The following is a 22,102-nucleotide window of genomic DNA, read 5'->3' on the forward strand; positions in this document are numbered from 1 at the left end:
GGCGGTGGGGGCGGCATGGCGGCGGCGCGACGCGTTTTCCCGGAGGGGCGGCTGGTCTACGGGATGCAGCTCCCGATCCAGTCCCAGAGCACCTTGTACGCCGAACCCTGGGAGGCCTCGGCGACCGTGGCCGACCTCGCCGAGGTGGCGCGCGCCGCCGACCGGTCCGGGTTCGGCTACCTGGCCACCTGCGACCACGTGGGCATCCCGCGCCGGCTCGCCGGGCCCATGGGCACCGTCTGGTACGACCCGGTGGCCACCTTGGCGTTCCTGGCCGGGATCACCGAGCGGGTCCGGCTGCTCAGCCATGTCGCGATCGTGGCGCTGCGCCACCCGCTGCTCAGCGCCAAGAGCTACGCCACCTTGGACCACCTCTCGGGCGGCCGGCTGATCCTCGGGGTCGGCGCCGGGCACGTGCGGGAGGAGTTCGAGGCGCTCGGGGTGGACTTCGACCGCCGCGGCCCGGTCCTGGACGAGACCCTGGACGCCCTGCGGGCGGCGCTCGGGCCGCAGGAGTTCCCCGCCTTCGAGGGGCGCCACCTCGCCTTCCGCGACCTGGGCCAGCTGCCGCGGCCCGCCCAGGAGCGGATCCCCGTGTGGGTCGGCGGCTCCTCGCCCGCCGCCGTGCGCCGGGCGGCCGTCCGGGGGGACGGCTGGCTGCCGCAGGGCGATCCGATCGAGCGGCTGCCGGAGCAGATCGCCCGGATCCGGGAGCTGCGCGCGGCGGCCGGGATCACCGATCCGATCGAGATCGGGGCCATCACCCCGGCGCTGTACGTCGGCGAGCCCGGCTGGGACACCGGGCGGCGCACCCTCACCGGCAAGCCCGAGGTGCTCGCCGAGCGCCTGCGGGAGTACGCCCGGCTGGGCGTGGACCAGATCCAGGTGCGCCTGCGCAGCCGCGACGCCGCCGAGCTCGTGGACCAGATCTCCGCCTTCGGGGCCGACGTGGCGCCCCACCTCGACTGAACCGACCAAGGAGTGCGCATGGGCAAGCTGGACGGCCGCGTGGTGATCGTCACCGGTGCGGCCCGGGGTCAGGGCGAGCAGGAGGCCCGGCTGTTCGCGGCCGAGGGCGCCGCGGTGCTGCTCGGCGACGTGCTGGACGGCCAGGGCGAGGCCGTTGCGAAGGACCTGGGCGGGGCGGCCCGGTACGTCCGGCTGGACGTGGGCCGGCAGGAGGACTGGGTCGCGGCCGTCGCCGCCGCCAAGGAGTCCTTCGGCCGGGTCGACGGCCTGGTCAACAACGCCGGCATCCTGCGCTTCAACGAGCTGACCGCGACCCCGCTGGAGGAGTTCGAGCAGGTGGTCCGCGTCAACCAGGTCGGCGCCTTCCTGGGCATCAAGCACGTGGCGCCCGAGCTGGCCGCCGCGGGCGGCGGCACCATCGTCAACACCTCCTCGTACACGGGCCTGACCGGCATGGCGTACGTGGGCGCGTACGCCGCCACCAAGGCCGCGATCGTGGGCCTGACCCGGGTCGCGGCGCTGGAGCTGGCCGCGAGCGGGATCCGCGTCAACGCGATGTGCCCGGGAGCCGTGGACACCCCCATGGCCAGTCCCGGGCAGGTGGACCCGGCGAGCCTGGACGACGAGGCCCGCGAAGCCATGGCGGAGCTCTACCGGAAGGTGGTGCCGCTGGGGCGGGTGGGGCGCCCGGAGGAGATCGCCCGGCTCGCCCTCTTCCTGACCAGCGAGGACTCCTCGTACATCACCGGTCAGCCGTTCGTGATCGACGGCGGTTGGACGGCCGGGGTCAGCCTTCTCTGACGAAGCGTCAGCTATTGACGCGCACGGTGCGCGGTGGAACAGTCGGACCCATCAATCTGACGATCCGTCAGAAATCAGAAGGACGGTGAACCCCTTGGAATTCGGGCTCTTTGTGCAGGGACACGTGCCTGAGGCGCGCTCCAAGGTCGACCCCGAGGCAGAGCACAAGGCACTGATCGAGGAGACCGAATACGTCATCCAGGCCGACAAGTCCGGCTTCAAGTACGCCTGGGCCTCCGAGCACCACTTCCTGGAGGAGTACTCGCACCTGTCGGCGAACGAGGTCTTCCTCGGGTACCTCGCCCACGCCACCGAGCGCATCCACCTGGGCTCGGGCATCTTCAACCCGCTCGCCCAGGTCAACCACCCGGTCAAGGTCGCGGAGAAGGTCGCGATGCTCGACCACCTCTCCAAGGGCCGCTTCGAGTTCGGCACCGGCCGCGGCGCCGGCAGCCACGAGATCCTGGGCTTCCTGCCCGGCATCACGGACATGAACCACACCAAGGAGATCTGGGAGGAGACCATCGCGGAGTTCCCCAAGATGTTCCTCCAGGAGGAGTACGAGGGGTTCCAGGGCAAGCACTGGTCGCTGCCGCCGCGCAAGGTCTTCCCCAAGCCGTACGGCAAGGCCCACCCCGCCATGTGGTACGCCGCCGGCTCCCCGTCCTCGTACGCGATGGCGGCCAGGAAGGGCCTCGGCGTCCTCGGCTTCAGCGTCCAGAAGGTCTCCGACATGGAATGGGTGCTGGAGCAGTACAAGACGGCGATCCAGGAGGCCGAGCCGGTCGGCGCGTTCGTCAACGACAACGTGATGGTGACCTCGACCGCCATCGTCGCCGAGACCCACGACAAGGCCGTCGAGATCGCGGTGAACGCGGGCATGAACCGCTTCCAGTCGCTGGTCTTCCGCTACCACGACACCTTCCCGCGGCCCGAGGCCATCCCGCAGTGGCCGGAGATCCTCCCGGAGTACGACGCCGAGATCATCGAGCTGCTGATCGCCGAGGAGCTGATGATCTGCGGCGACCCGCAGGAGGTGCTCGCCCAGTGCAAGCGCTGGGAGCAGGCCGGCGCGGACCAGCTGTCCTTCGGCCTGCCGACCGGGATCTCGTACGAGGACACCATGACCACGATCAAGCTCCTCGGCGAGCACGTGATCCCCGAGATCGACACCGACCCGGTCCACCGCACCACCCGCTTCCGGGACGCCGCCCAGGCCGGGTGAGGCACCCCGTGAACGGGGACGGCGTCATCCCGGACCGCCGTCCCGCACCGGCCCCGGCCGGAGGCGACACCGGGCCGCGGCCGGCCCGTCGCCCCCCGGCCGGGGCACACGCACGAGGAAGGACGCCATGCTCGACCACCTGATCAAGGGCGCCACCGTCGTGGACGGCACCGGCGCCCCCGCCCGCACCGCGGACGTCGGCATCGCCGGCGGCCGCATCACCGTCGTCGCCGAGCCCGGCACCGTCACCGGGCCGGCCCGCAGCAGCGAGGACGCCACCGGACTCGTCCTCGCCCCCGGCTTCGTCGACCCGCACACCCACTACGACGCCCAGCTGTTCTGGGACCCGTACGCCACACCCTCCATGAACCACGGCGTGACCACCGTCGCCGGCGGCAACTGCGGCTTCACCCTCGCCCCGCTCAACCCGGCCCGCCCCGAGGACGCCGACTACACGCGCCGCATGATGAGCAAGGTGGAGGGCATGGCCCTCACGGCACTCGAAGAGGGCGTCGAGTGGTCCTGGCACACCTTCGGCGAGTACCTCGACGCCCTGGAGGGCCGCATCGCCGTCAACGCCGGCTTCATGGTCGGGCACTGCGCCCTGCGCCGGCACGTCATGGGCGAGGACGCCACCGGCCCGCGCCGGCCCACCCCGGACGAGATGCGGGAGATGCTGCGGCTGCTCCACGAGGCGATGGACGCCGGCGCCTGGGGCCTGTCCACCACCCAGTCGGCCACCCACTCCGACGGCGACGGCCGGCCCGTCGCGTCCCGGCACGCCGGCCCCGAGGAACTCCTCGCCCTCGCCCGCGCCGTCGGCGAGCACGAGGGCACGCAGCTCGAAGCGATCGTCGCCGGCTGCCTCGACCAGTTCTCCGACGCCGAGATCGACCTCCTCGTGGAGATGAGCGCCGCCGCCGGGCGCCCCCTGAACTGGAACGTGCTCACGATCGACTCCGCCGTCCCCGAACGCGTCCCCCGCCAACTGCTCCCCAGCGAACGCGCCCGCAAGGCGGGCGGCCGCGTCGTGGCGCTGACCATGCCCATCCTCACCCCCATGAACATGTCGCTGGGCACCTTCTGCGCCCTCAACCTCATCCCCGGCTGGGGCGAGGTCCTGGGCCTGCCGGTGCCCGAGCGGATCGCGCGGCTGCGCGACCCCGCCGTGCGCGCGCAGATGCTGCGCCGGGCCGACAGCAAGGAGGCCGGGGTGTTCCGGCGGCTGGCCGACTTCGGCCGCTACGTCGTCGGGGACACCTGGAGCAAGGAGAACGAGGGCCTGACCGGGCGGGTCGTCGGCGACGTCGCGGCCGAGCGAGGCCAGGACCCCTTCCAGTGCCTGGTGGAGATCTGCGCCAACGACGGGCTGCGCACGGTGCTGTGGCCGATGCCGACCGACAACGACCCGGACAGCTGGGCGCTGCGCGCCGAGACCTGGAACCACGAGGACGTCATGCTCGGCGGCTCCGACGCCGGCGCGCACCTGGACCGGATGTGCGGGGCGCCGTACACGACCCGGTTCCTCGGCGACTGCCTGCGCGGGCGCAAGCTGGTGCCGCTGGAGCGGGCGGTGCAGATGCTGAGCGACGACCCGGCGCGGCTGTTCGGGCTGCGCGAGCGCGGCCGGATCGCCGAGGGCTTCCACGCCGACCTGGTGCTCTTCGACCCGGAGCGGATCGAGGCGGGCCCGGCCACGCTCGTGCACGACCTGCCGGGGGCCGGCCCGCGGCTGGACTCGCGGGCCGCCGGCATCGTCTCCGTACGCGTGAACGGGGTGGAGACCGTCCGCGACGACCGGGTCACGGGCGCGGTGCCGGGCACCGTGCTGCGCTCGGGCCGCGACACCAGGACGGTGGGCACCCGATGACGGCGGCGGCGCAGCGGCTGTTCATCGGCGGGGAGTGGGTGGAGCCGGCCGGCGGTCACTACGAGGTGGTGAACCCGGCCGACGAATCGGTGGTGGGGCTCGCCCCCGAAGCCTCGCCGGAGCAGGTCCGCGAGGCGGCGCGGGCCGCGCGGGAGGCGTTCGCCGCCTGGTCGCGGACCCGCCCGCAGGAGCGGGCGGCGATCCTGGACCGGGCCGCCGACATCGTCCAGCGGGAGTTCGAGCCCTGGGCCGCGCTCGCCCGGGCCGAGACCGGCGCCCCGACCGGCATCGCCCGCGGCATGCAGGTCGCGGTCGGGGCGGCCCGCTTCCGCCGGTACGCGGCAGGCGCCCTGGAGCCGGTCGAACGCGGTCTGCCGCCGCAGGTCACCGAGGCGGGGCCGATGGGCGCGGCGAGCGTGCTGGGCGCGCTGGAGGTGCGCCAGCCGGTGGGCGTGGTCAGCTGCATCACCTCGTACAACAACCCGTGGGCCAATCCGGCGGGCAAGGTCGCCCCGGCCCTGGCCATGGGCAACACGGTGGTGGTCAAGCCGGCGCCGCAGGATCCGCTGTCGGTGTTCAAGATGGCCGAGGCGCTGGCGGAGGCGGGCGCGCCGCCCGGGGTGGTCAACGTGGTCGGCGGGCGGTCGGTCGCGGTGGGCGAGGCGGCGGTGGACTCCCCGGACGTGGACATGGTGTCGTTCACCGGGTCCACGGGGGTCGGCCGGCGGATCGCCGAGGTGTGCGGGCGGTCGATGAAGCGGCAGCTGATGGAGCTCGGCGGCAAGGGCGCCGCGATCGTCTTCGACGACGCCGACCTCGACGCGGCCGTGCGCGGCATCGGGACCACCTTCTCCTTCTACAGCGGGCAGATCTGCACCGCCCCGACCCGGGTCCTGGTCCACCGGTCGGTGCACGACGCCCTGCTGGCGAAGCTGGCCGGCTACGCGTCGTACCTGAAGGTCGGCGACCCGGCGGAGCACGGCACGGTGGTCGGGCCGGTGATCTCCGCCGCGCACCGCGACCGCGTGGAGGCGTACGTCGAGCTGGGCCGCAAGGAGGGGGCGCGGGTCGTCGTCGGGGGCGAGCGCCCGGTGGTGGGGCCGGCGGGCAAGGGCTTCTACGTGGCGCCCACGCTGCTGGCCGACTGCACCAACGACATGCGGGTGGTGCGCGAGGAGATCTTCGGGCCGGTGGTCGTGGTCGTCCCCTTCGACACGGAGGAGGAGGCCGTGGCCCTGGCCGACGACAGCGACTACGGCCTGCTCAGCTACGTCTGGTCCGGTGACGTGGCCCGGGCCTTCCGGGTGGCGCGGCAGCTGCGGGCCGGCGGGGTCGGGGTCAACACGATCGGCCGCAACATGGAGGCGCCCTTCGGCGGCTTCAAGCGCTCGGGCGTGGGCCGGGACGTGGGCTCGTACGCGCTGCACGCCTACAGCGAGATCCAGTCGATCGTCTGGACGACGTAATCCGGGGCGGACGCGTACGGGGGCCCGGGCGGGGCGCGGCCGGAGGGCCGCAGCCCCGTCCTGGCCGTGGCAAAAAAAGACACGGGAAAGTTTGGAAACGGACAAAGCGGGCAGTGATGCGATTTCCGCATTCCGAAACCTCCCCGGCGGCTCCCGCGAAACGAGGAGCAGGGTGGCGGGTGAACCTTTCATTTCGCGTGGATGAACGGCGCCACTCTCCCGAATCAAAGGAATTTCGGCCCGTCACTATCCGGAGTTGATCCCTCCGGATATGGAAACCGCAGGCTCTACCGTCCTGTCCCATGACACAGCTGGACGTGCGGCCCGGGGCCGGAGACACGGTGAGCGGGGTCGCCGCGGGCAGCGGCGACGTCCGCGGCAAGGGCCTGGGCAAGGGTTCCGTCGGCCTGGTCGGAAGCGCCGTCATCGGCATCTCGACCGTCGCCCCCGTCTACTGCCTGACGTCCACGCTCGGCTCCACCGCCGGCGAGGTCGGCCTGCAGATGCCCGCCGTCTTCCTCGCGGGCTTCCTGCCGATGCTCCTGGTCGCCTTCGCCTACCGCGAGCTCAACAAGGCCGTGCCCGACTGCGGCACCTCGTTCACCTGGACGGTGAAGGCCTTCGGCCCGCGCGTCGGCTGGATGTGCGGCTGGGGCCTGGTGATCGCCACCATCATCGTCCTGTCGAACCTGGCGGGCGTGGCCACCTCGTACTTCTGGCTGCTGGCCGGCGAGATCACGAACAACCCCTCGATCGCCGCCCTGGACGACAACAAGCCCGTCCACATCCTGACCTGCCTCACCCTGATCGCCGTCGCCACCGCGATCAGCTACCGCGGCATGACGGCCACCAAGGGCGTCCAGTACGCGCTCGTCGGCCTCCAGCTCGTCGTCCTCGCCGCCTTCGTGGTCATGGCCTTCTCCAAGGCCGGCGCCGGCGCCTTCGACACCGGCGTGGACTTCTCCTGGGAGTGGATGAACCCCTTCGAGGTCGGCTCCATGGCCTCCTTCACCGCGGGCCTGTCCCTCTCGATCTTCATGTACTGGGGCTGGGACGCGTGCCTGGCCACCAACGAGGAGACCACCGGCTCCACCAAGACCCCCGGCCGCGCCGCGCTGCTGGCCATGGTCGTGCTGGTCGGCTCGTACCTGGCCACCGGCATCGCCGCCCAGATGGCCGTCGGCTCCGGCGACAGCGGCCTGGGCCTGGCCAACGAGGAGACCTCCGGCAACGTCTTCGCCGCCCTGGCCGGGCCGGTCATGGGCCCGGCGCTCGGGATCCTGCTCTTCGTCGCCGTCCTGGCGTCCGCCGCGGCCTCCCTGCAGACCACGTTCATCCCGGTGGCCCGCACCGTCCTGGCCATGTCCGCCTACGAGGCGCTGCCGCCCGCGTACGCCAAGGTCCACCCGCGGTTCAAGACCCCCGGCCGGGCCACGGTCATGGCGGGCCTGGCGACCGGCGCCTTCTACACGGTCATGACCCTGGTCAGCGAGAACGTCCTCACCGACACGATCTTCGCGCTCGGCCTCATGATCTGCTTCTACTACTCGCTGACGGCCTTCGCCTGCGCCTGGTTCTTCCGCAAGGAGCTGCGCCGCTCGGCCCGCGACCTGTTCTTCAAGGGCGTCTTCCCGGTCCTGGGCGGGCTGCTGCTGGCCGCCGTCTTCCTCAAGACCCTCTACGACGCCTGGGACCCCGCGTACGGCTCCGGCTCGACCCTGCCCGGCGTGGGCATCGGCAACGTCTTCCTGATCGGCGTCGGCCTGCTGGTCCTCGGCCTGGTCATCATGCTCGTCACCGAGCGCCGCAGCCCGGCCTTCTTCCGCGGCGAGGTCCTCACCCGGTCCACGCCCGCCCTGGTCGTCGAGGACTGACGCCCGCGGCGTGTCGGGGGTGACCGGCGGCCCGGCGGGTTCGTTGGTCAGGCCATGAACGCCAAGAGCAGCATGAAGCGCACCCTCGCCGCCCTCGTCCTCGGGGGCGGCGCCGCCCTCGCCCTGACCCCGGCCGCCGCCCAGGCCGACGGGCTGCCCAAGGGGCAGCCGCTGACCGAGCGGCTCGGCACCATGGTCGACCACCCCGACCAGGCCGTGAAGGACACCGGGACCGCCGTCGGCGTCGCCACCGCCGTCACCTCCACCGCCGCGCAGTCCTCCCTGGGCGGCGCCGGCACCGCCCTCGGCGGCGGACTCCCGGACGCACCGTCCCTCGGCGGCCACGGGCACTGAACGCACCGGCCGCCGACGCGGCGGCGGCACCCTCTGTCCGGCGGGCCGCGGCGCGGGCGGGTCCGTAGCGCCCGTGGCTCGTTGGGCAGGGCATGTCCCTGTGGTTACTGAACACCTTCAGCACCTTCGCCCTGGCCGTGCTCCTCGTCGGCGGCCTGGTCCTCCTCGCCGTGGCGGGCAGCGTCACCGTCCGCCGCCGCCACCCCAGGCTGGCCGACGGCGAGCACAACGAGATGGTCGGCGTCGCCCTCGGCATGTTCGGCGCGATCTACGGCATCATCCTGGCCTTCGTCGTCGTCACCCTGTGGACGCAGATGGAGAACACCCAGAACGTCGTCGCCAGCGAGGCCACCGACCTCGCCCTGGTCGTCCGCAGCGCCGAGGCCTTCCCGCCCGCCGACCGCTCCCGCGTCGAGCGGGCCGTCGGGGACTACGTGCACGCCGTGGTCGAGGTCCAGTGGCCCCGCATGCGGGACGGCCGGCCCAGCTTCGACGCCACCGCCGAACAGACCCACGCCATGTACACGGCGCTGCAGGGCTACGAACCGGCGTCCGCCCGCACGCAGGCCTTCTACGAGGAGGCGGTGGCCCGCCTCAACGACGCCGCCGGGCAGCGGCGGGCCCGGATCACCGCCGCCGAGCAGTCGCTGCCCACCCTGCTGCAGATCCTGGTCTACGGCGGCGCGCTGGTGATCCTCCCGCTGACCTTCCTGTTCGGGCTGCGCAGCCTGAAGATGCAGCTGCTGTTCGTCGGGGCGGTGGCCGCGCTGATCGGCTTCAGCCTGCTGCTCGTCCTGGTCCTGGACCGGCCGTTCTCGGGCGAGCTGAGCGTGAGCGCCGAACCGTACAAGCAGGCGGCACTGGCCCGGTTCTGGCGCTAGCCGGACTCCGGGCGGACCTCGGGGCCCTGCCCCAGCAGCAGGCTGCCCAGCGCGGTGCGGCGGTGCAGGACCGCCTTGCCGGCCCGTTCGGTGGACAGGAGCCCGGCGCCGCGCAGGGCCGCCGCGTGCGCCGAGACCGTCGGGGCGCTGACGCGGAGCCGACGGGCCAGCTCGGTCGTCGTGCGGGCCTCGGTCAGCAGCCGCAGGAGCTCCGCCCGGGTGCCCCCCACCACCTTGGCCAGCGCCTGCGGGCCGGTGGCGCCGTCGGGCCGCGGCGGCAGACCGGGCCCGGCCGGGTACGTGACCACGACCGGGCGGCCCGGGAGATCGGACAGCAGCGGCCCGCCGGACCAGTGGAAGGTGGGCAGCAGGAGCAGCCCCCGCCCGCCCGGCCGCACCTCCCGCGGCGGGCCCGGGAGCTCCCAGACCCCGCCGTGCAGCCGGGCGCCGGGCAGCAGCCCGGACAGCAGCGCACCGACCCCGCCCTCGGCGAGCTCCACCGCCCGGCGCACGAACTCCCCGCGGTGCAGGTCCTGCACCTGCCCCCACACCGGAGCGAGCAGCGCCTCGAACGCCGCCAGCTGCGCCCGGTGCACCACCTGCCAGGCCCGCGCATCACCCCGGCGCAGGCCCTGGACCCACGCCGGCACGGGGGTCCGCGCGGGTGCGTGGACCCGCTCCAGCTCCGCGGCGACCACCTCGGCCGGGGTCGCGCGGACCTGCTCCAGGGCGGCGGGGACGGAGTCCGCCGTCACGTCCAGGAAGCCCGGTGCCCGCCCGGCGGGGACGAGGTCCGCCAGCGGGTGCGCCGCCCCCGGCAGGGCCCGCAGCGCCCTGCGCCGCCACGGCCCGTGCAGGAGGTCGCCGTCCCGGCGGCACATCATGGCCAGCGCCACGTTGAGCTCCTGCAGCGGGGCGGGCCGGGGCGCGACGCCGACCCGGGCCACGTCCTGCGGGGTCAGGTGGATCCGGATCGCCATCCTTGAGCCTCCTTCCTCAACGATCGTCCGCGGTGGTCCGCGCGCGCAGCATGAGCCGCATGACACGCGACTTCCACGTCAGCCGACGCTCCGTCACCAGGTCCGCCCTGCTCGGCTCCGCCGCCCTGCTGCTCGGCGGGGGCGGCGGCGCCGCCCGTGCGGCCACCTCCCCGCCACCGGTCCGGGGCGATGCCGTCCTCACCCTCCCCGCGCCCACGGGCCCGCACCCCGTGGGGCGCCGGTCGGTGCACCTCGTCGACACCTCCCGCCCCGACCCCCTGTCGCCCGGCTGCCCGGTGCGGGAACTGATGCTGACCCTCTACTATCCGGCCCGGGACGTCACCGGCCTCGCCCGGGCCCCGCAGCTCCCGGCGCGCGCGGCGGCCGCGTTCGGGCAGATCGCCCCGTTCGGCCCGCTCCACCTGCCCGCGGCGGGCGTGGACTGGAGCGCCACCGCGTCCCACTCGTACGAGGACGCCCCGGCGCTGCCCGGCCGGCGGCCGGTGCTGGTGCACAGCCCGGGCGGCGGGGACCCGCGCGGGTGGGGGACCTGCCTGGCCGAGGACCTCGCCGCCCACGGCGCCGTCGTCGTCTCGGTCGACCATCCCGGGGACGCGGCCGCGGTCGAGTTCCCGGACGTCACCCCGTACCGGCCCGAGCCGGTGCGCGAGACGGTCCTGCGCGGCGAGCCGCGGGACGAGCCGGCGCTGTGGCGCACGCTGATCGACGTACGGATCGCCGACCTGCACTTCGTCCTCGGCCGGCTCCGCGACCCGGCCGGCCTGCCGCTGCCCGACGGGCTCGCCGGCGCGCTCGACGCGCGGCGCGTCGGCGTGTACGGGCACTCGGCCGGCGGGAGCGCCGTCACCGAGGTGCTCTTCGAGGACCGGCGGATCCGCGCCGGGATCAACCTGGAGGGCTACCTGGACCACCCGCCCACCGAGCCCGGCGGCCCGGCCGTCCCCTTCCCGGTCGTCGCGCACGGGCTGGACCGCCCGCTGCTCCTGCTGGGCAGCGACGGTTTCGACCACCGACGCGAACTGGCCCGTTCCTGGCAGCCCTTGGCCGCCCGCTCGCCGGGCCGGGTGCGCAGCGCGCGCGTGGCGGGCGCCGGGCACTGGACCTTCACCGACTTCGCCGCGGTCCTTCCGCAGCTGCGGGCGGCGGGGCTGACGACGGCGGACCGGTGCCGCGCCCTGATCGGCACGGCCGGCCCCGAGGTCTCGGTCCCGTACGTCCGCCGTACGGTCCGCGCGTTCTTCGCCCGCCACCTGAGCACCCGGCAGGGGGCGCCGTGAGACGCGCCGGAGCCGTACACCACGCCCGGTACGGGTAGGTGACCTGCCGAAACCGCCGCCCAGCACGGGACATTGAAGACATGACCACTCCGTCGTCGTCCGGCCCGGACGCCCTCGCCTGCGTGTTCACCCAGCGCCTCAGCTCCACCCCGCGCGGCGCCCGCCTGGCCCGCCACCTCACCCTGCTCCAGCTGGAGGACTGGGGCATCCCCTACCGCACCGACCTCTCCGACCGCGCCGCCCAGCTCGTGGCCGAACTCGCCGCCAACGCCGTCACCCACGGCCGCGTCCCCGGCCGCGACCTGGAACTGCGCGTGTCCCTCCTCTCCGGCGTCGTCCGCATCGAACTCGCCGACGCCCGCCGGGACCGCCGCCCCCACCCCACCCCCGACGGCCACGGCCTCCCCCTGATCGAGGCCCTCGCGGACGCCTGGGGCGTCACGGACCGGGCGATGGGCAAGACGGTGTGGGTGGAGGCGACGGCCTGGGATCAGAGGAACTGGGCCAGTTCGTCCAAGGCGCGCAGCACCTCCGGTTCGGAGGCGGAGGGGAGTTGGGCGACGACCTCCTCGATTCCGAGGTCGGCGTAGTGGCCGAGTTTGCCGGGGGTGGGGTGGATCGCGTACGGGACGACCTGGAGGGCCTTGGGGTCGCGGCCGGCCCGCTCCCAGACGGAGCGGAGCACCGGCAGCGTCTCGGTCAGCCCGCGTCCGCCGATCGGCATCCAGCCGTCGGCGTGGTCGGCGATCGCGGCGAACAGCTTGGGGCCGGCGGCGCCGCCGAGCAGGGTGCGGGGACCGTACAGCGGGATGCCGGCGGCGAGTTCGCGGGGCGCCTGGACCGGCTTGGGGTGGGCGGAGCTGGCCCGGACCGAGGAGAACTGCCCGACGTACGCCGTCGGTTCGGGCGCCCACAGCGCCCGCATGAGGGCCATCCGGTCCCGGACCAGCTCGCGCCGCTGCCCCCACTCGACACCGTGGTCGGCGGCCTCCTCGGTGTTCCACCCGTACCCGACGCCCAGGGTGAACCGCCCGCCGGACAGGTGGTCCAGTGTGGCCACCTGCTTGGCCAGCCCGATCGGGTCGTGCTGCGCGACCAGCGTGATCCCGGTGCCCAGGTGCAGCCGCTCGGTGACGGCGGCCGCCTGGCCCAGCGCGACGAACGGGTCGAGCGTCCGGCCGTACATCTCGGGCAGCTCACCGCCCATCGGCGCGGCGGTGTCCCGGCTGACCGGGATGTGCGTGTGCTCGGGCAGATAGAGCCCGCTGAACCCGCGCTCCTCCAGCGCCCGGGCGATCCGGACGGGCGTGACCGTCAGATCGGTCAGAAAGATGGTCGTGGCGATCCGCATACGTGCTGACACCTCCGTCACAGGTTCGGGCCCCGCCACGGTAGGACGTATCCCCCGAAGACGGCAGGGGGCGCGTCGCGCCGCGCCGCTGGCGTCCGGTGGGTCGGGGCCACCGGTTCGGCCTCCGGGCCGTGCCCGCCTTCCGGGAGGCGACCGGGGAGATCCGGGCGTTCTCCCCGGAAGGACGGGCCGGGCGTCAGCCGCGCGGGTAGCGGGCCAGCCAGCCGGGGGAGGAGGTGTCGGGGGTGTGCAGGGTGGGGCCCTGGGTCAGCTCCAGGGCGAGGTCGTCGGCCAGTTCGAGGACGGTGGCGCGGCCCTCCAGCTCGGCCAGCCAGGGCGCCGGCAGGGCCGTCTCACCGTGCAGGGCGCCCAGCAGCGCGCCGCACAGCGCACCGGTCGTGGCGGAGTCGCCGCCGTGGTCGACGGCCAGCCGCAGCCCGTGGCGCACGTCCTCGGCGACCAGGGCGCAGTAGACGGCCGCGGCCAGGCAGTGGGCGGCGTGGGGGTCGTCGTCGGGGAAGAGGGACTCGACGAGCTTCGGCGAGGGCACGCCCTCGGTGACGGCGGCCAGCGCCCGGCGCAGCGCGTCCGCCACCGGCTGGTGCCCGGGCCGGGCATCGAGCAGGGCCAGGGCGCGCCCGGTGGCCGGGGCGAGGGCCTCGCCGCGGGCGAGGCCGTGGACGATGACGGCGACGGCGGCGGCGGACAGGTACGCGGTGGGGTGGCCGTGGCTCTGTACGGCGCACTCGACGGCGAGTTGCAGCACCAGCGCCGGGTCCCAGCCGACCAGCAGGCCGAACGGCACCGACCGCACGGTGGCCCCGGCGTCCCGGGCGGTGGGGTTCTTGGGCCGGTCCAAGGTGCCGAGGACGTCGTCGCCGAAGCCGGTCAGGCAGGCCGGAGCCGGGTCGCGGCGGGCGTAGAGCCACTCCTGCCGGGCCAGCCAGCCGTTGTCGGCGCGGCGCTCGTCCGGGCCCCAGTCGTGCTGGGTGGCCGCCCAGCGCCGGTACGCGCGGTGGAGGCCGGTGGGCGGGTGCCAGGCGCCGGTGTCGCGGCGGACGTGGGCGCGTATGAGGCCGTCGACGGTGAAGAGGGTGAGCTGGGTCGCGGCGGTGACGGCGCCGCGCCGTCCGGGCGAGCCCCCGGCCCCGGGACCGGCCACCGGTTCGGTGAGTCCCTCCGGCCCGTGGGCCGCGCGGATGCCGTCCAGGGACAGCCCCGCCACCGGGGCGCCGAGGGCGTCGCCGAGGGCGGCCCCCAGCAGCGTGCCCCGGACCCGGCTACGGAAGTCCTGCTGCTCGGCCCGCCCCCAGAGCCCCGTCCACGCCACGGCTCGCCCGCCGGTCTGGTCGTCCATGTGTCCCCCGCTCCACTCTGGCGCGCACTGTAGTGGACAGCATCGACCGAAGGACGCCCCGAGCCCAACCCCGCCCAGAACGACCGAAACACGCGGGGCCCGACCCACGACCCTGCCTGAGCCCCCGGCCCCCGAAGCCGCCCCGCGCCGGAACCCCGCGGCCGCCCCGCGCCGGAACCCCGAAGCCGCCCCGCGCCGGAACCCCGCGGCCGCCCCGCGCCGGAACCGGGCGCCGGAACCCCGCGGCCGCCCGGCGGCCCCTCAGCGCCCGCCCTCGTCCTCCAACACCGGCAGCAGCTCGGGCAGATGGCCGTCCGAGGCGCGGGCGGCCGCCTGGCGTTCCGCCGGGACCTCCCCGTACAGCGTCGTGCGCGGCCGCGCCGGCCGCCCCGCCGCCTCGGCGATGGCGACCAGGTCCCGCACCGACCGGTACGAGCCGTAACTCGACCCGGCCATCCGCGAGATGGTCTCCTCCATCAGCGTGCCGCCCAGGTCGTTCGCCCCGGACCGCAGCATCTCGGCCGCGCCCTCCGCGCCCAGCTTCACCCAGCTGGTCTGGATGTTGGTGATGTGCGGGTGGAGCAGCAGCCGCGCCATCGCGGTGACGGCCCGGTTGTCGCGCGCGGTGGGGCCGGGCCGGGCGATGCCGGCCAGGTACACCGGGGCGTTGGTGTGGATGAACGGCAGCGTCACGAACTCGGTGAAGCCCTCCACGCCCTTCTCCCGCGCGGCCCGCTGCATCCGCGCCAGCGTGCGCAAGTGCCCCAGCCAGTGCCGCGGCTGGTCCACATGGCCGTACATCATCGTGGACGAGGACCGGATGCCCAGCTCGTGGGCGGTCGAGACGACGTCGATCCAGTCGGCCGCCGGCAGCTTGCCCTTGGTGAGCACCCAGCGCACCTCGTCGTCGAGGATCTCCGCCGCCGTCCCCGGGACGGAGTCCAGTCCGGCCTCCTTGGCGGCCGTCAGCCAGTCCCGTACCGACATCCCGGTACGGGTGGCGCCGTTGACGACCTCCATCGGCGAGAAGGCGTGCACGTGCAGGCCCGGCACCCGCTCCTTGACCGCCCGCGCGATCTCGAAGTACGCCGTCCCCGGCAGGTCCGGGTGGATGCCGCCCTGCATGCACACCTCGACGGCGCCCACGTCCCACGCCTGCTGGGCGCGGTCGGCGACCTGCTGCAGCGACAGGGTGTAGGCGTCGGCGTCCGTACGGCGCTGCGCGAACGCGCAGAAGCGGCAGCCGGTGTAGCAGACGTTGGTGAAGTTGATGTTCCGCGTGACGATGTACGTGACGTCGTCGCCGACCACCGACCGGCGCAGGTCGTCCGCGATCCGGCAGAGCGCGTCCAGCGCCGGCCCGTCCGCGTGCAGCAGGGACAGCGCCTGATCGTCGGTGAGCCGCTCCGGGTCCGCGGCGGCCTGCCGCAGCGCGGCCCGTACGTCGGTGTCGAGGCGCTCCGGTGCCGATCGCGGGTCGGGGGCCATGCCGGGCGCGGCCGCCTCCCGCAGCGCCTCCCAGTCGCCGTAGACCTCGTCGAAGTCCTCGCGGCGGTCGGAGCTGCGGCCCTCGGAGTCGATGGTGCGGTGCAGGTCGGTCCGGCCGGAGGACCCGAAGGCGGCGAAGCCCTCGTCGGGCTCCTGCCACGGCAGCCCCTTGACCTCGGCGTGCTCGTCGGCGAGGCCGGTGGCGGGGTCGGCGAGCGCGCGCACGTGCGGCAGCAGCCGGGGGTCGAGCCAGGGCTCGCCGCGCCGGACGAACTCGGGGTAGACGCACAGGCGCTCGCGCAGCGCGAAGCCGGCCTCGGCGGACCGCTGCGCCAGCAGCTCGATCCGGGGCCACGGGCGCTCGGGGTTGACGTGGTCGACGGTCAGCGGGGAGACCCCGCCCCAGTCGTCGATGCCGGCCGCGATCAGCCGGCCGTACTCCTCGTCCACGAGGTTCGGCGGCGCCTGCAGGCAGGCGGCGGGTCCCATGATGTGCCGGGCGACGGCGACGGTGGCGACCAGGTCGTCCAGTTCGGCGTCCGGCATCCCGCGCATCGCCGTGTCCGGCTTGGCGCGGAAGTTCTGGATGATCAGCTCCTGGATGCCGTGGTACGCGCGGCTGACGCGGCGCAGCGCGAACAGCGACTCGGCGCGCTCCTCGTACGTCTCCCCGATGCCGATCAGCAGGCCGGAGGTGAACGGCACGGACGAGCGCCCCGCGTCCTCCAGGACCCGCAGCCGCACGGCCGGCTCCTTGTCGGGCGAGCCGTGGTGGGGCCCGCCCGGCTCCGACCACAGCCGGGTGGCGGTGGTCTCCAGCATCATCCCCATGCTGGGGGCGACCGGCTTGAGCCGCTGGAAGTCGGTCCAGGACATGACGCCGGGGTTGAGGTGGGGGAGCAGCCCCGTCTCCTCCAGGATCCGGATCGACATGGCCCGCACGTAGGCGATGGTGTCGTCGTAGCCGTGCGCGTCGAGCCACTCGCGGGCCTCGGGCCAGCGGTCCTCGGGCTTGTCCCCGAGGGTGATCAGGGCCTCCTTGCAGCCCTGCTCGGCGCCGCGCCGGGCGATGTCCAGCACCTCGTCCGGCGACATGAACATCCCGTGGCCGGCCCGCCGGAGCTTGCCGGGGACGGTCGCGAACGTGCAGTAGTGGCACTTGTCCCGGCACAGCCTGGTCAGCGGGATGAACACGCTCTTGGAGTACGTGATCACTCCGGCCCGGCCCGCCGCCGCCAGTCCCGCGTCGCGGACCCGGGCGGCGGAGGCGGTCAGGTCGTCGAGGTCCGCCCCGCGCGCCTGGAGCAGCACGGCCGCCTCGGTCACGTCCAGCGCCACGCCGTCCCGGGCCCGGCGCAGCGCGCGGCGCATGGCGTTGGGGGTCGGGGCGGAGGCGTTGCCAGGAGACGTCATACCGCGAGCATACGATCCGCTGATCGGGGCACGGGGCGGGTCATCGCATCAGCTCACCCGCGTTGACCAGCAGCGACTGGCCGGTTATCGCCCGGGCCCGGTCGCTGGCGAGGAACGCCACGGCGTCGGCCACGTCCCCGTCCGTGGCGAGTTCGGGCAGCGCCGTGCGCCTGGTGAGCCGGCCGAGCACCTCCTCCTCGCCGACCTGCTCGCTGTGCGCGGTGAAGGTGACGAAGGCCTGGACGGGCGGGCCCCACATCCAGCCGGGCAGCACGGTGTTGACCCGGATCCGGTACGGGCCGAGTTCCCGGGCCATGGAGTACATGGCCGAGGTCAGCGCCCCCTTGGAGGCGGCGTACGCGGCCTGCTGGACCTCGCTCGGCGCGGCCACCGACGACTGCGTGCCGACGATCACGACGGACCCGCCGCGCTCCTTGAGCGCGGGCAGGCAGGCCCGGGTCATCCGCAGGGTGCCGAGCAGGTTGACGTCGAGGACCTGCTGCCAGGTGCCGAAGTCGGCGTCCTGGAGGCCGCCGAAGTACGAGTCCCAGGCGGCGACGTGCACGACGGCGTCGATCCGGCCGAACCGCTCCACGGCGAGCGCGGCCAGGGCCTCGCACCGGGCCTCGTCGGTGATGTCGGTGGTCCGGTAGGCGGTGTGCCGCCCGTCGGGGTCGATCTCGGCGGCGGACTTGGCGAGGTTCGCCTCCGTGCGCGCCCCGAGCACGGCGTTCCCGCCGTCCCGTACGACGGCGGCGGCGACCTGGTGCCCGAGCCCGGCCCCGACCCCGGAGACGACGACGGTCTTCCCTTGCAGCAGCATGTGCGCTCGCCTCCTGGCACCGGAACCCGGATGTGACGGTGCGTCAGACTACGGGTGCGGCGCCGAGGAGGGAAGGTCACGGGGACGGGGGCTTGCGGGGGGTCAGGGCGGCCAGGGCGGCGGTCGCGAGGAGGGTCCCCACCGCGACCATGGCCACGCCGATCACGAACAGGCCGCTGGCGTCGTCCGACCAGTCGTAGAAGGCGGCGGCGGTGGTCCCGGCCGTGGTGGCGAACACGGCGGCGTGGGCGTGGCGCCGGTACGCGGCCCAGCACACCGCCGCGCCCACGGTCAGGGCGAGCCCCAGGACCTGCCACGTCTCGTACGGGCCGGTCGTCGAGCCGTCGGGCTGCTGGTCGCGGTGCTGGTCCCAACCCAGCCAGGCGGCCCATGCCGCGGTCGCGAGGAGGAACAGCAGCAGGGCGGGGGCGAGGACCGTGAGCTTCTGGCGCATGGCTCCAGCATCCGGCCGGGCCGCGCGGCGGGCGAGTGCGCGCGTACTCACCCGCTTCTGAGTAGCCGGACGGCCGGACAGCAGGGCGGCCGGACGGTCGGACGGCCGGACGGCGGACGTGGTGCGGCAGGTCTCGCTATCTGACGGCAAGTCAGGTAGACGGATAGGGCATGGAGAGCCAAGAGCAGACCGAGCCCGCCCCCGACACCCGCGCCGACGCCTACGCCGAGCTGGCCTCGGTGGGCCCGTACGGCGTCCGCCCCGGCCACGCCCTGATCACGATGGTGGAGCCGCATCCCGGCCACGAGTACGCCTACAACCGCTGGTACGAGGACGACCACTACTACGCGGGCGCCATGGCCATGCCCTGGATGTTCGCCGGCCGCCGCTGGGTGGCCACCCGCGACCTCCAGGAGCTGCGCTACCCCGAGAAGTCGGCGGTCGCCCGGCCCGTCACCGCCGGCTGCTACCTCTCCACCTACTGGATCACCGAGGGCCGCTACGACGAGCACATGAAGTGGACCGTGGGCATCAACAAGCGGCTGAACCGCGACGCCCGCGTCTACCACGACCGGACGCACGTCTTCACGTCCTTCCAGGACCACGAGGTGACCGTCTACCGCGACGGCGCCGCCGGCCCGCGCGACTTCCACGCCCTCGACCACCCCTACGCCGGGCTGGTCCTGCAGGTCGTCGACGCCGACGGGCCCGCGCAGCGGACCGAGCTGCTGGAGTGGCTGCGCTCGCGCGCCCTGCCGCGCCGGCTGCACGGCTCCCCGGCCGCGATGGTGACCGTCTTCCGGCCGACGCCGCTGCCCGGCGACCGGATGACGTACGTCAAGCAGGTCGAGGGCGTGGACACCCGGCTGACGCTGCTGTGGTTCCTGGAGGCCGACCCGCGGCAGTGCTGGGACCGGTTCCGGGACCTGGACACCGAGGTCGCCGAGGCGGGGGCGGGGCGCGTGGAACTCGTCGCGCCGTTCGTCCCGACCGTGCCGGGGACCGACCGGTACGTCGACCAGCTCCGTCAGCGGGGCGTCGAGACATGGCCGAGCCCCCTCGGCTGAGGCGGCGATCAGTCGAGAGGGCTTCAGTCACTCAGCCATGGCAGGGTGAGCAAGAATCGGTGATGTCGTGGATTGTGGTGAGTTCGGGGACTTCGGTGAGTGAGTCCGGCGGGAAATTCAGATGCGGTGGCCCAGCCGGCCCTCGGTCACCTCGGTGACGAAGGAGCTCCACGCGCCGGCGGCGAAGGCGAGGGACGGACCCGCCTGCACCTTCGAGTCGCGGACCGCGATGGCCTCGGCGACGGTGGACTTGACCTCGACGCACGCGCCGTTTCCGCCGGAGTAGGAGGACTTGGTCCAGTTTTCCGTGGCGCCCAGTCGAATAGCCATGTTTTTCTCCGGTTCAGCGAGTTGTTTCGATGGGGGTGGCCGACGGAGGATTTCCGGTTTTCCGGAACGCTTCCCGGTCGACGTGATCGACGCTACCGGCAGCACTCCGGGCCTGAAGAGGTCATTCACCCATCCGGATGGCATATTTCAGCCAGGCCTTCCCTGGTCGGGCAGTGGCGGTGTACCGTACCGGGTCCGCCGCCGACTGCCCGTTTTACTTGGCCTTGCCCGCATAGGTTCCGATGATGTCGGAGATGAACTCGCGGGTCTGGTCGACATTGAGGGCCTGGGCGCGCAGGTGCTCGTACATCACGCTGTACTGCTGCACGTCGTTCGCCTTCTCCAGGTACAAATCGCTCGTCACGCCCTCGATGTACACGACGGTCGAGTCCGAAGCGTCCGGGAATTCCAAAATGGCGTACTGGCCGTTCACGCCGGGGTGCGCGCCCATCGCGAAAGGCATCACCTGCACCGTGATGTGCGGCTGTTCGGACTGCTCTATCAGGTGCTCCAGCTGCCGCACCATCAGCTGGGCGTCGCCCACGCGCCGGCGCAGCGCCGCCTCGTCGATCACCGCCCACAGCCGCAGCGGGCCGATCTCGGGGTTGTTGTTCTCGGTCTCGGACAGCCGCAACTGCCGGCGCATGCGCACCTGCACCCGCTTGTCGATGTCGGCGGGTGCCGTCTCGGGCAGCGCGCCGCGGATCAGCGCGCTCGCGTACTCGGGCGTCTGCAGCAGACCCGGCACGACCTGCGGCTCGTAGGTGCGCAGGCTCGCGGCGTCGGTCTCCAGTCCGATGTAGACGCTGTACGGGATGTCGCCGAAGGCGTGCCACCAGCCCTGCTGCCGGGAATCCTTGGCCATCTGCATCAGGGAGTCCACGAGCCGGCGGTCCTCCACCTCGTACACGTCGCACAGGTCCCGGACGTCGCGCTGGCTGATGGAACGGCGCCCGTTCTCCAACCGGCTGATCTTGGACTGGGAGACCAGCAGCCGCTCCGCGACCTGCTCGGCGGTCATGCCCTTGTCCTCGCGGAGCTTGCGCAACTCCATGCCCAGTCGGCGGCGTCGGACGGTGGGATTGACATTGGACGCCACGGGAACGGCACCTCCGCTTGCTCAGGTCTGTCATGTCTGTTGCGTATGTGATGGTCAGCAGACTGCCACCGAAGTCCGCTCCTGCGCTGGCGAACTGCGTATATGCAGACGCGCGGGGTGGCGTGACCGAACAAACGGCCACGCCACCCCGCGCGTGAGTCGAGCTGGCGGATCGGGTGGAGCAGATGGATCAAATGGAACGGATGGATCGGTTGGAACAGGTGGAACGGGCGGATCAGATGGAGCGGATGGATCAGTGCGCGGCGACGCGCGCCATCGCACCGGTGCGGCGCGGCTGCAACGGCACCGAACCGGCCGGGGCGGCCGGCGCGTGCGCGGCGTGAGCCGTGGCCCGTTCGCGCCGCGGCTGCGCGGCCACACCGTTCTGGACGTCCATCACGGCGTGCGCGACGAGACCGCCCATGGGGTCGTGCCGGATCAGGTCCCGCAGCCGGGACCTGGACGAACGCCCCTCGTTACCGGGGTACAGGTGCTTGCCGAGGCCGACCGCGTGGGCCAGCGCGGCGAGCGCCGCGGTCCGCGGGTCCGGCGGTACGCCGGTACGGATCGCACTGTCGAGCCGGGCACGGATCTCCCGGCTGATCGCCGTGTCGGTCGCCTGGTAGCGAGTCGTCGGCAGCACCCCGCACATCTGGCCGGCCACGGCATGGACCATGCCGCACCGCTCCAGGTGCGAGAGGTACGTCTGGCGGAGCCCCAGCCGGGGCCCGCCGATCCAGTGGACGGCCCGTACCGGACTGCCGCGACGGCGCAGCAGTTCCAGTGCGGAGTCCAAGGTCGGATCTCCTGTCGGCCGTGGCATCACCACGGCGATACGATCCCCGTCTGGGGCTATCCGTCCTGCCAGGGCCAGCTCCACTAGCTGTGCCCCGGCAAGGCCGAGGTCGAGCGACTGCGGCTGCGCCGTGGTTCCCGTGGCCGGGTCCAAGGCGAGCAGCAGAAGCTCCTCCGGAATTGTTCTGCGGCTCCTGCCCATCCATG

At 73.5% G+C, this 22,102-nt stretch carries 20 protein-coding genes; 11 read left to right on the plus strand and 9 right to left on the minus strand.

Features of this window, described 5'->3' with window-relative positions:
* Nucleotides 1-15: 15 nt before the first annotated feature.
* The 8 genes from LG632_RS09865 (at nucleotide 16) to LG632_RS09900 (ending at nucleotide 9,440) form a co-directional block, all read left to right on the plus strand.
* Nucleotides 16-969: an LLM class F420-dependent oxidoreductase gene (locus LG632_RS09865; RefSeq protein WP_226726524.1), complete on the plus strand. Its 954-nt coding sequence runs from the start codon at nucleotides 16-18 to the stop codon at nucleotides 967-969.
* Between the two features lie 18 nt (nucleotides 970-987).
* Complete coding sequence (locus LG632_RS09870) at nucleotides 988-1,770, plus strand: SDR family NAD(P)-dependent oxidoreductase (protein ID WP_226726525.1); 783 nt, start codon at nucleotides 988-990, stop codon at nucleotides 1,768-1,770.
* Between the two features lie 94 nt (nucleotides 1,771-1,864).
* Nucleotides 1,865-2,995, plus strand: coding sequence for an LLM class flavin-dependent oxidoreductase (locus tag LG632_RS09875; RefSeq protein WP_226726526.1), 1,131 nt, complete (start codon nucleotides 1,865-1,867; stop codon nucleotides 2,993-2,995).
* A 127-nt stretch (nucleotides 2,996-3,122) separates the two neighbouring features.
* Entirely contained in the window at nucleotides 3,123-4,865 is a 1,743-nt protein-coding gene (locus LG632_RS09880; protein ID WP_226726527.1) for an N-acyl-D-amino-acid deacylase family protein, read from the plus strand.
* A complete protein-coding gene (locus tag LG632_RS09885) occupies nucleotides 4,862-6,331 on the plus strand; it encodes an aldehyde dehydrogenase family protein (RefSeq protein ID WP_226726528.1) in 1,470 nt (489 codons plus the stop codon). The genes LG632_RS09880 and LG632_RS09885 overlap by 4 nt, the downstream gene beginning before the upstream one ends.
* A 302-nt stretch (nucleotides 6,332-6,633) precedes the next feature.
* Nucleotides 6,634-8,205, plus strand: a complete 1,572-nt coding sequence (locus LG632_RS09890; RefSeq protein ID WP_226726529.1) for an APC family permease — start codon at nucleotides 6,634-6,636, stop codon at nucleotides 8,203-8,205.
* 54 nt (nucleotides 8,206-8,259) lie between these two features.
* Entirely contained in the window at nucleotides 8,260-8,559 is a 300-nt protein-coding gene (locus LG632_RS09895; RefSeq protein ID WP_226726530.1) for a hypothetical protein, read from the plus strand.
* A 92-nt stretch (nucleotides 8,560-8,651) separates the two neighbouring features.
* Entirely contained in the window at nucleotides 8,652-9,440 is a 789-nt protein-coding gene (locus LG632_RS09900; protein ID WP_226726531.1) for a bestrophin-like domain, read from the plus strand.
* Here the strand turns inward: LG632_RS09900 and LG632_RS09905 are convergent.
* A complete protein-coding gene (locus tag LG632_RS09905) occupies nucleotides 9,437-10,420 on the minus strand; it encodes a winged helix-turn-helix domain-containing protein (RefSeq protein ID WP_226726532.1) in 984 nt (327 codons plus the stop codon). The genes LG632_RS09900 and LG632_RS09905 overlap by 4 nt on opposite strands.
* Before the next feature lie 59 nt (nucleotides 10,421-10,479).
* On the opposite strand from LG632_RS09905, the gene LG632_RS09910 reads away from it, so the two are divergent.
* Both LG632_RS09910 and LG632_RS09915 read left to right on the plus strand, forming a co-directional pair.
* Nucleotides 10,480-11,718: an alpha/beta hydrolase gene (locus tag LG632_RS09910; protein ID WP_226726533.1), complete on the plus strand. Its 1,239-nt coding sequence runs from the start codon at nucleotides 10,480-10,482 to the stop codon at nucleotides 11,716-11,718.
* Between the two features lie 80 nt (nucleotides 11,719-11,798).
* Nucleotides 11,799-12,308 carry an ATP-binding protein gene (locus LG632_RS09915; RefSeq protein ID WP_226726534.1) on the plus strand — a complete coding sequence of 170 codons (510 nt, stop codon included), beginning with the start codon at nucleotides 11,799-11,801 and terminating at the stop codon, nucleotides 12,306-12,308.
* Here LG632_RS09915 and LG632_RS09920 read toward each other — a convergent pair.
* From LG632_RS09920 to LG632_RS09940, 5 genes are all read right to left on the minus strand, one after another.
* Nucleotides 12,209-13,069, minus strand: a complete 861-nt coding sequence (locus LG632_RS09920) for a TIGR03619 family F420-dependent LLM class oxidoreductase (RefSeq protein ID WP_226726535.1) — start codon at nucleotides 13,067-13,069, stop codon at nucleotides 12,209-12,211. The genes LG632_RS09915 and LG632_RS09920 overlap by 100 nt on opposite strands.
* 196 nt (nucleotides 13,070-13,265) lie before the next feature.
* Nucleotides 13,266-14,426: an ADP-ribosylglycohydrolase family protein gene (locus tag LG632_RS09925; protein WP_226726536.1), complete on the minus strand. Its 1,161-nt coding sequence runs from the start codon at nucleotides 14,424-14,426 to the stop codon at nucleotides 13,266-13,268.
* Between the two features lie 261 nt (nucleotides 14,427-14,687).
* The gene (locus LG632_RS09930) at nucleotides 14,688-17,327 is read right to left on the minus strand and encodes a bifunctional FO biosynthesis protein CofGH (protein WP_226726537.1); all 2,640 of its coding nucleotides are present in this window, start codon (nucleotides 17,325-17,327) and stop codon (nucleotides 14,688-14,690) included.
* Nucleotides 17,328-17,367: 40 nt separating this feature from the next.
* The gene (locus LG632_RS09935; protein WP_226726538.1) at nucleotides 17,368-18,150 is read right to left on the minus strand and encodes an SDR family oxidoreductase; all 783 of its coding nucleotides are present in this window, start codon (nucleotides 18,148-18,150) and stop codon (nucleotides 17,368-17,370) included.
* Between the two features lie 76 nt (nucleotides 18,151-18,226).
* Nucleotides 18,227-18,604 (minus strand): hypothetical protein, encoded by a 378-nt coding sequence (locus LG632_RS09940; protein WP_226726539.1) that lies wholly within the window; start codon nucleotides 18,602-18,604, stop codon nucleotides 18,227-18,229.
* A 170-nt stretch (nucleotides 18,605-18,774) separates the two neighbouring features.
* On the opposite strand from LG632_RS09940, the gene LG632_RS09945 reads away from it, so the two are divergent.
* On the plus strand, nucleotides 18,775-19,671 hold the full coding sequence (locus LG632_RS09945) for a hypothetical protein (protein ID WP_226726540.1): 897 nt from the start codon (nucleotides 18,775-18,777) through the stop codon (nucleotides 19,669-19,671).
* Nucleotides 19,672-19,788: 117 nt separating this feature from the next.
* Here LG632_RS09945 and LG632_RS09950 read toward each other — a convergent pair whose 3' ends face one another.
* The 3 genes from LG632_RS09950 to LG632_RS09965 all read right to left on the minus strand — a co-directional run bounded on the left by LG632_RS09950 (nucleotide 19,789) and on the right by LG632_RS09965 (nucleotide 22,097).
* A complete protein-coding gene (locus LG632_RS09950; protein ID WP_226726541.1) occupies nucleotides 19,789-20,001 on the minus strand; it encodes a DUF397 domain-containing protein in 213 nt (70 codons plus the stop codon).
* Nucleotides 20,002-20,215: 214 nt separating this feature from the next.
* Nucleotides 20,216-21,100: a helix-turn-helix domain-containing protein gene (locus LG632_RS09955; RefSeq protein WP_226726542.1), complete on the minus strand. Its 885-nt coding sequence runs from the start codon at nucleotides 21,098-21,100 to the stop codon at nucleotides 20,216-20,218.
* A 253-nt stretch (nucleotides 21,101-21,353) separates the two neighbouring features.
* Complete coding sequence (locus tag LG632_RS09965) at nucleotides 21,354-22,097, minus strand: GOLPH3/VPS74 family protein (protein ID WP_226726543.1); 744 nt, start codon at nucleotides 22,095-22,097, stop codon at nucleotides 21,354-21,356.
* Nucleotides 22,098-22,102: the final 5 nt, after the last annotated feature.

The organism is Streptomyces antimicrobicus (genome assembly GCF_020532625.1).
Taxonomy (GTDB): Bacteria; Actinomycetota; Actinomycetes; order Streptomycetales; family Streptomycetaceae; genus Streptomyces; species Streptomyces antimicrobicus.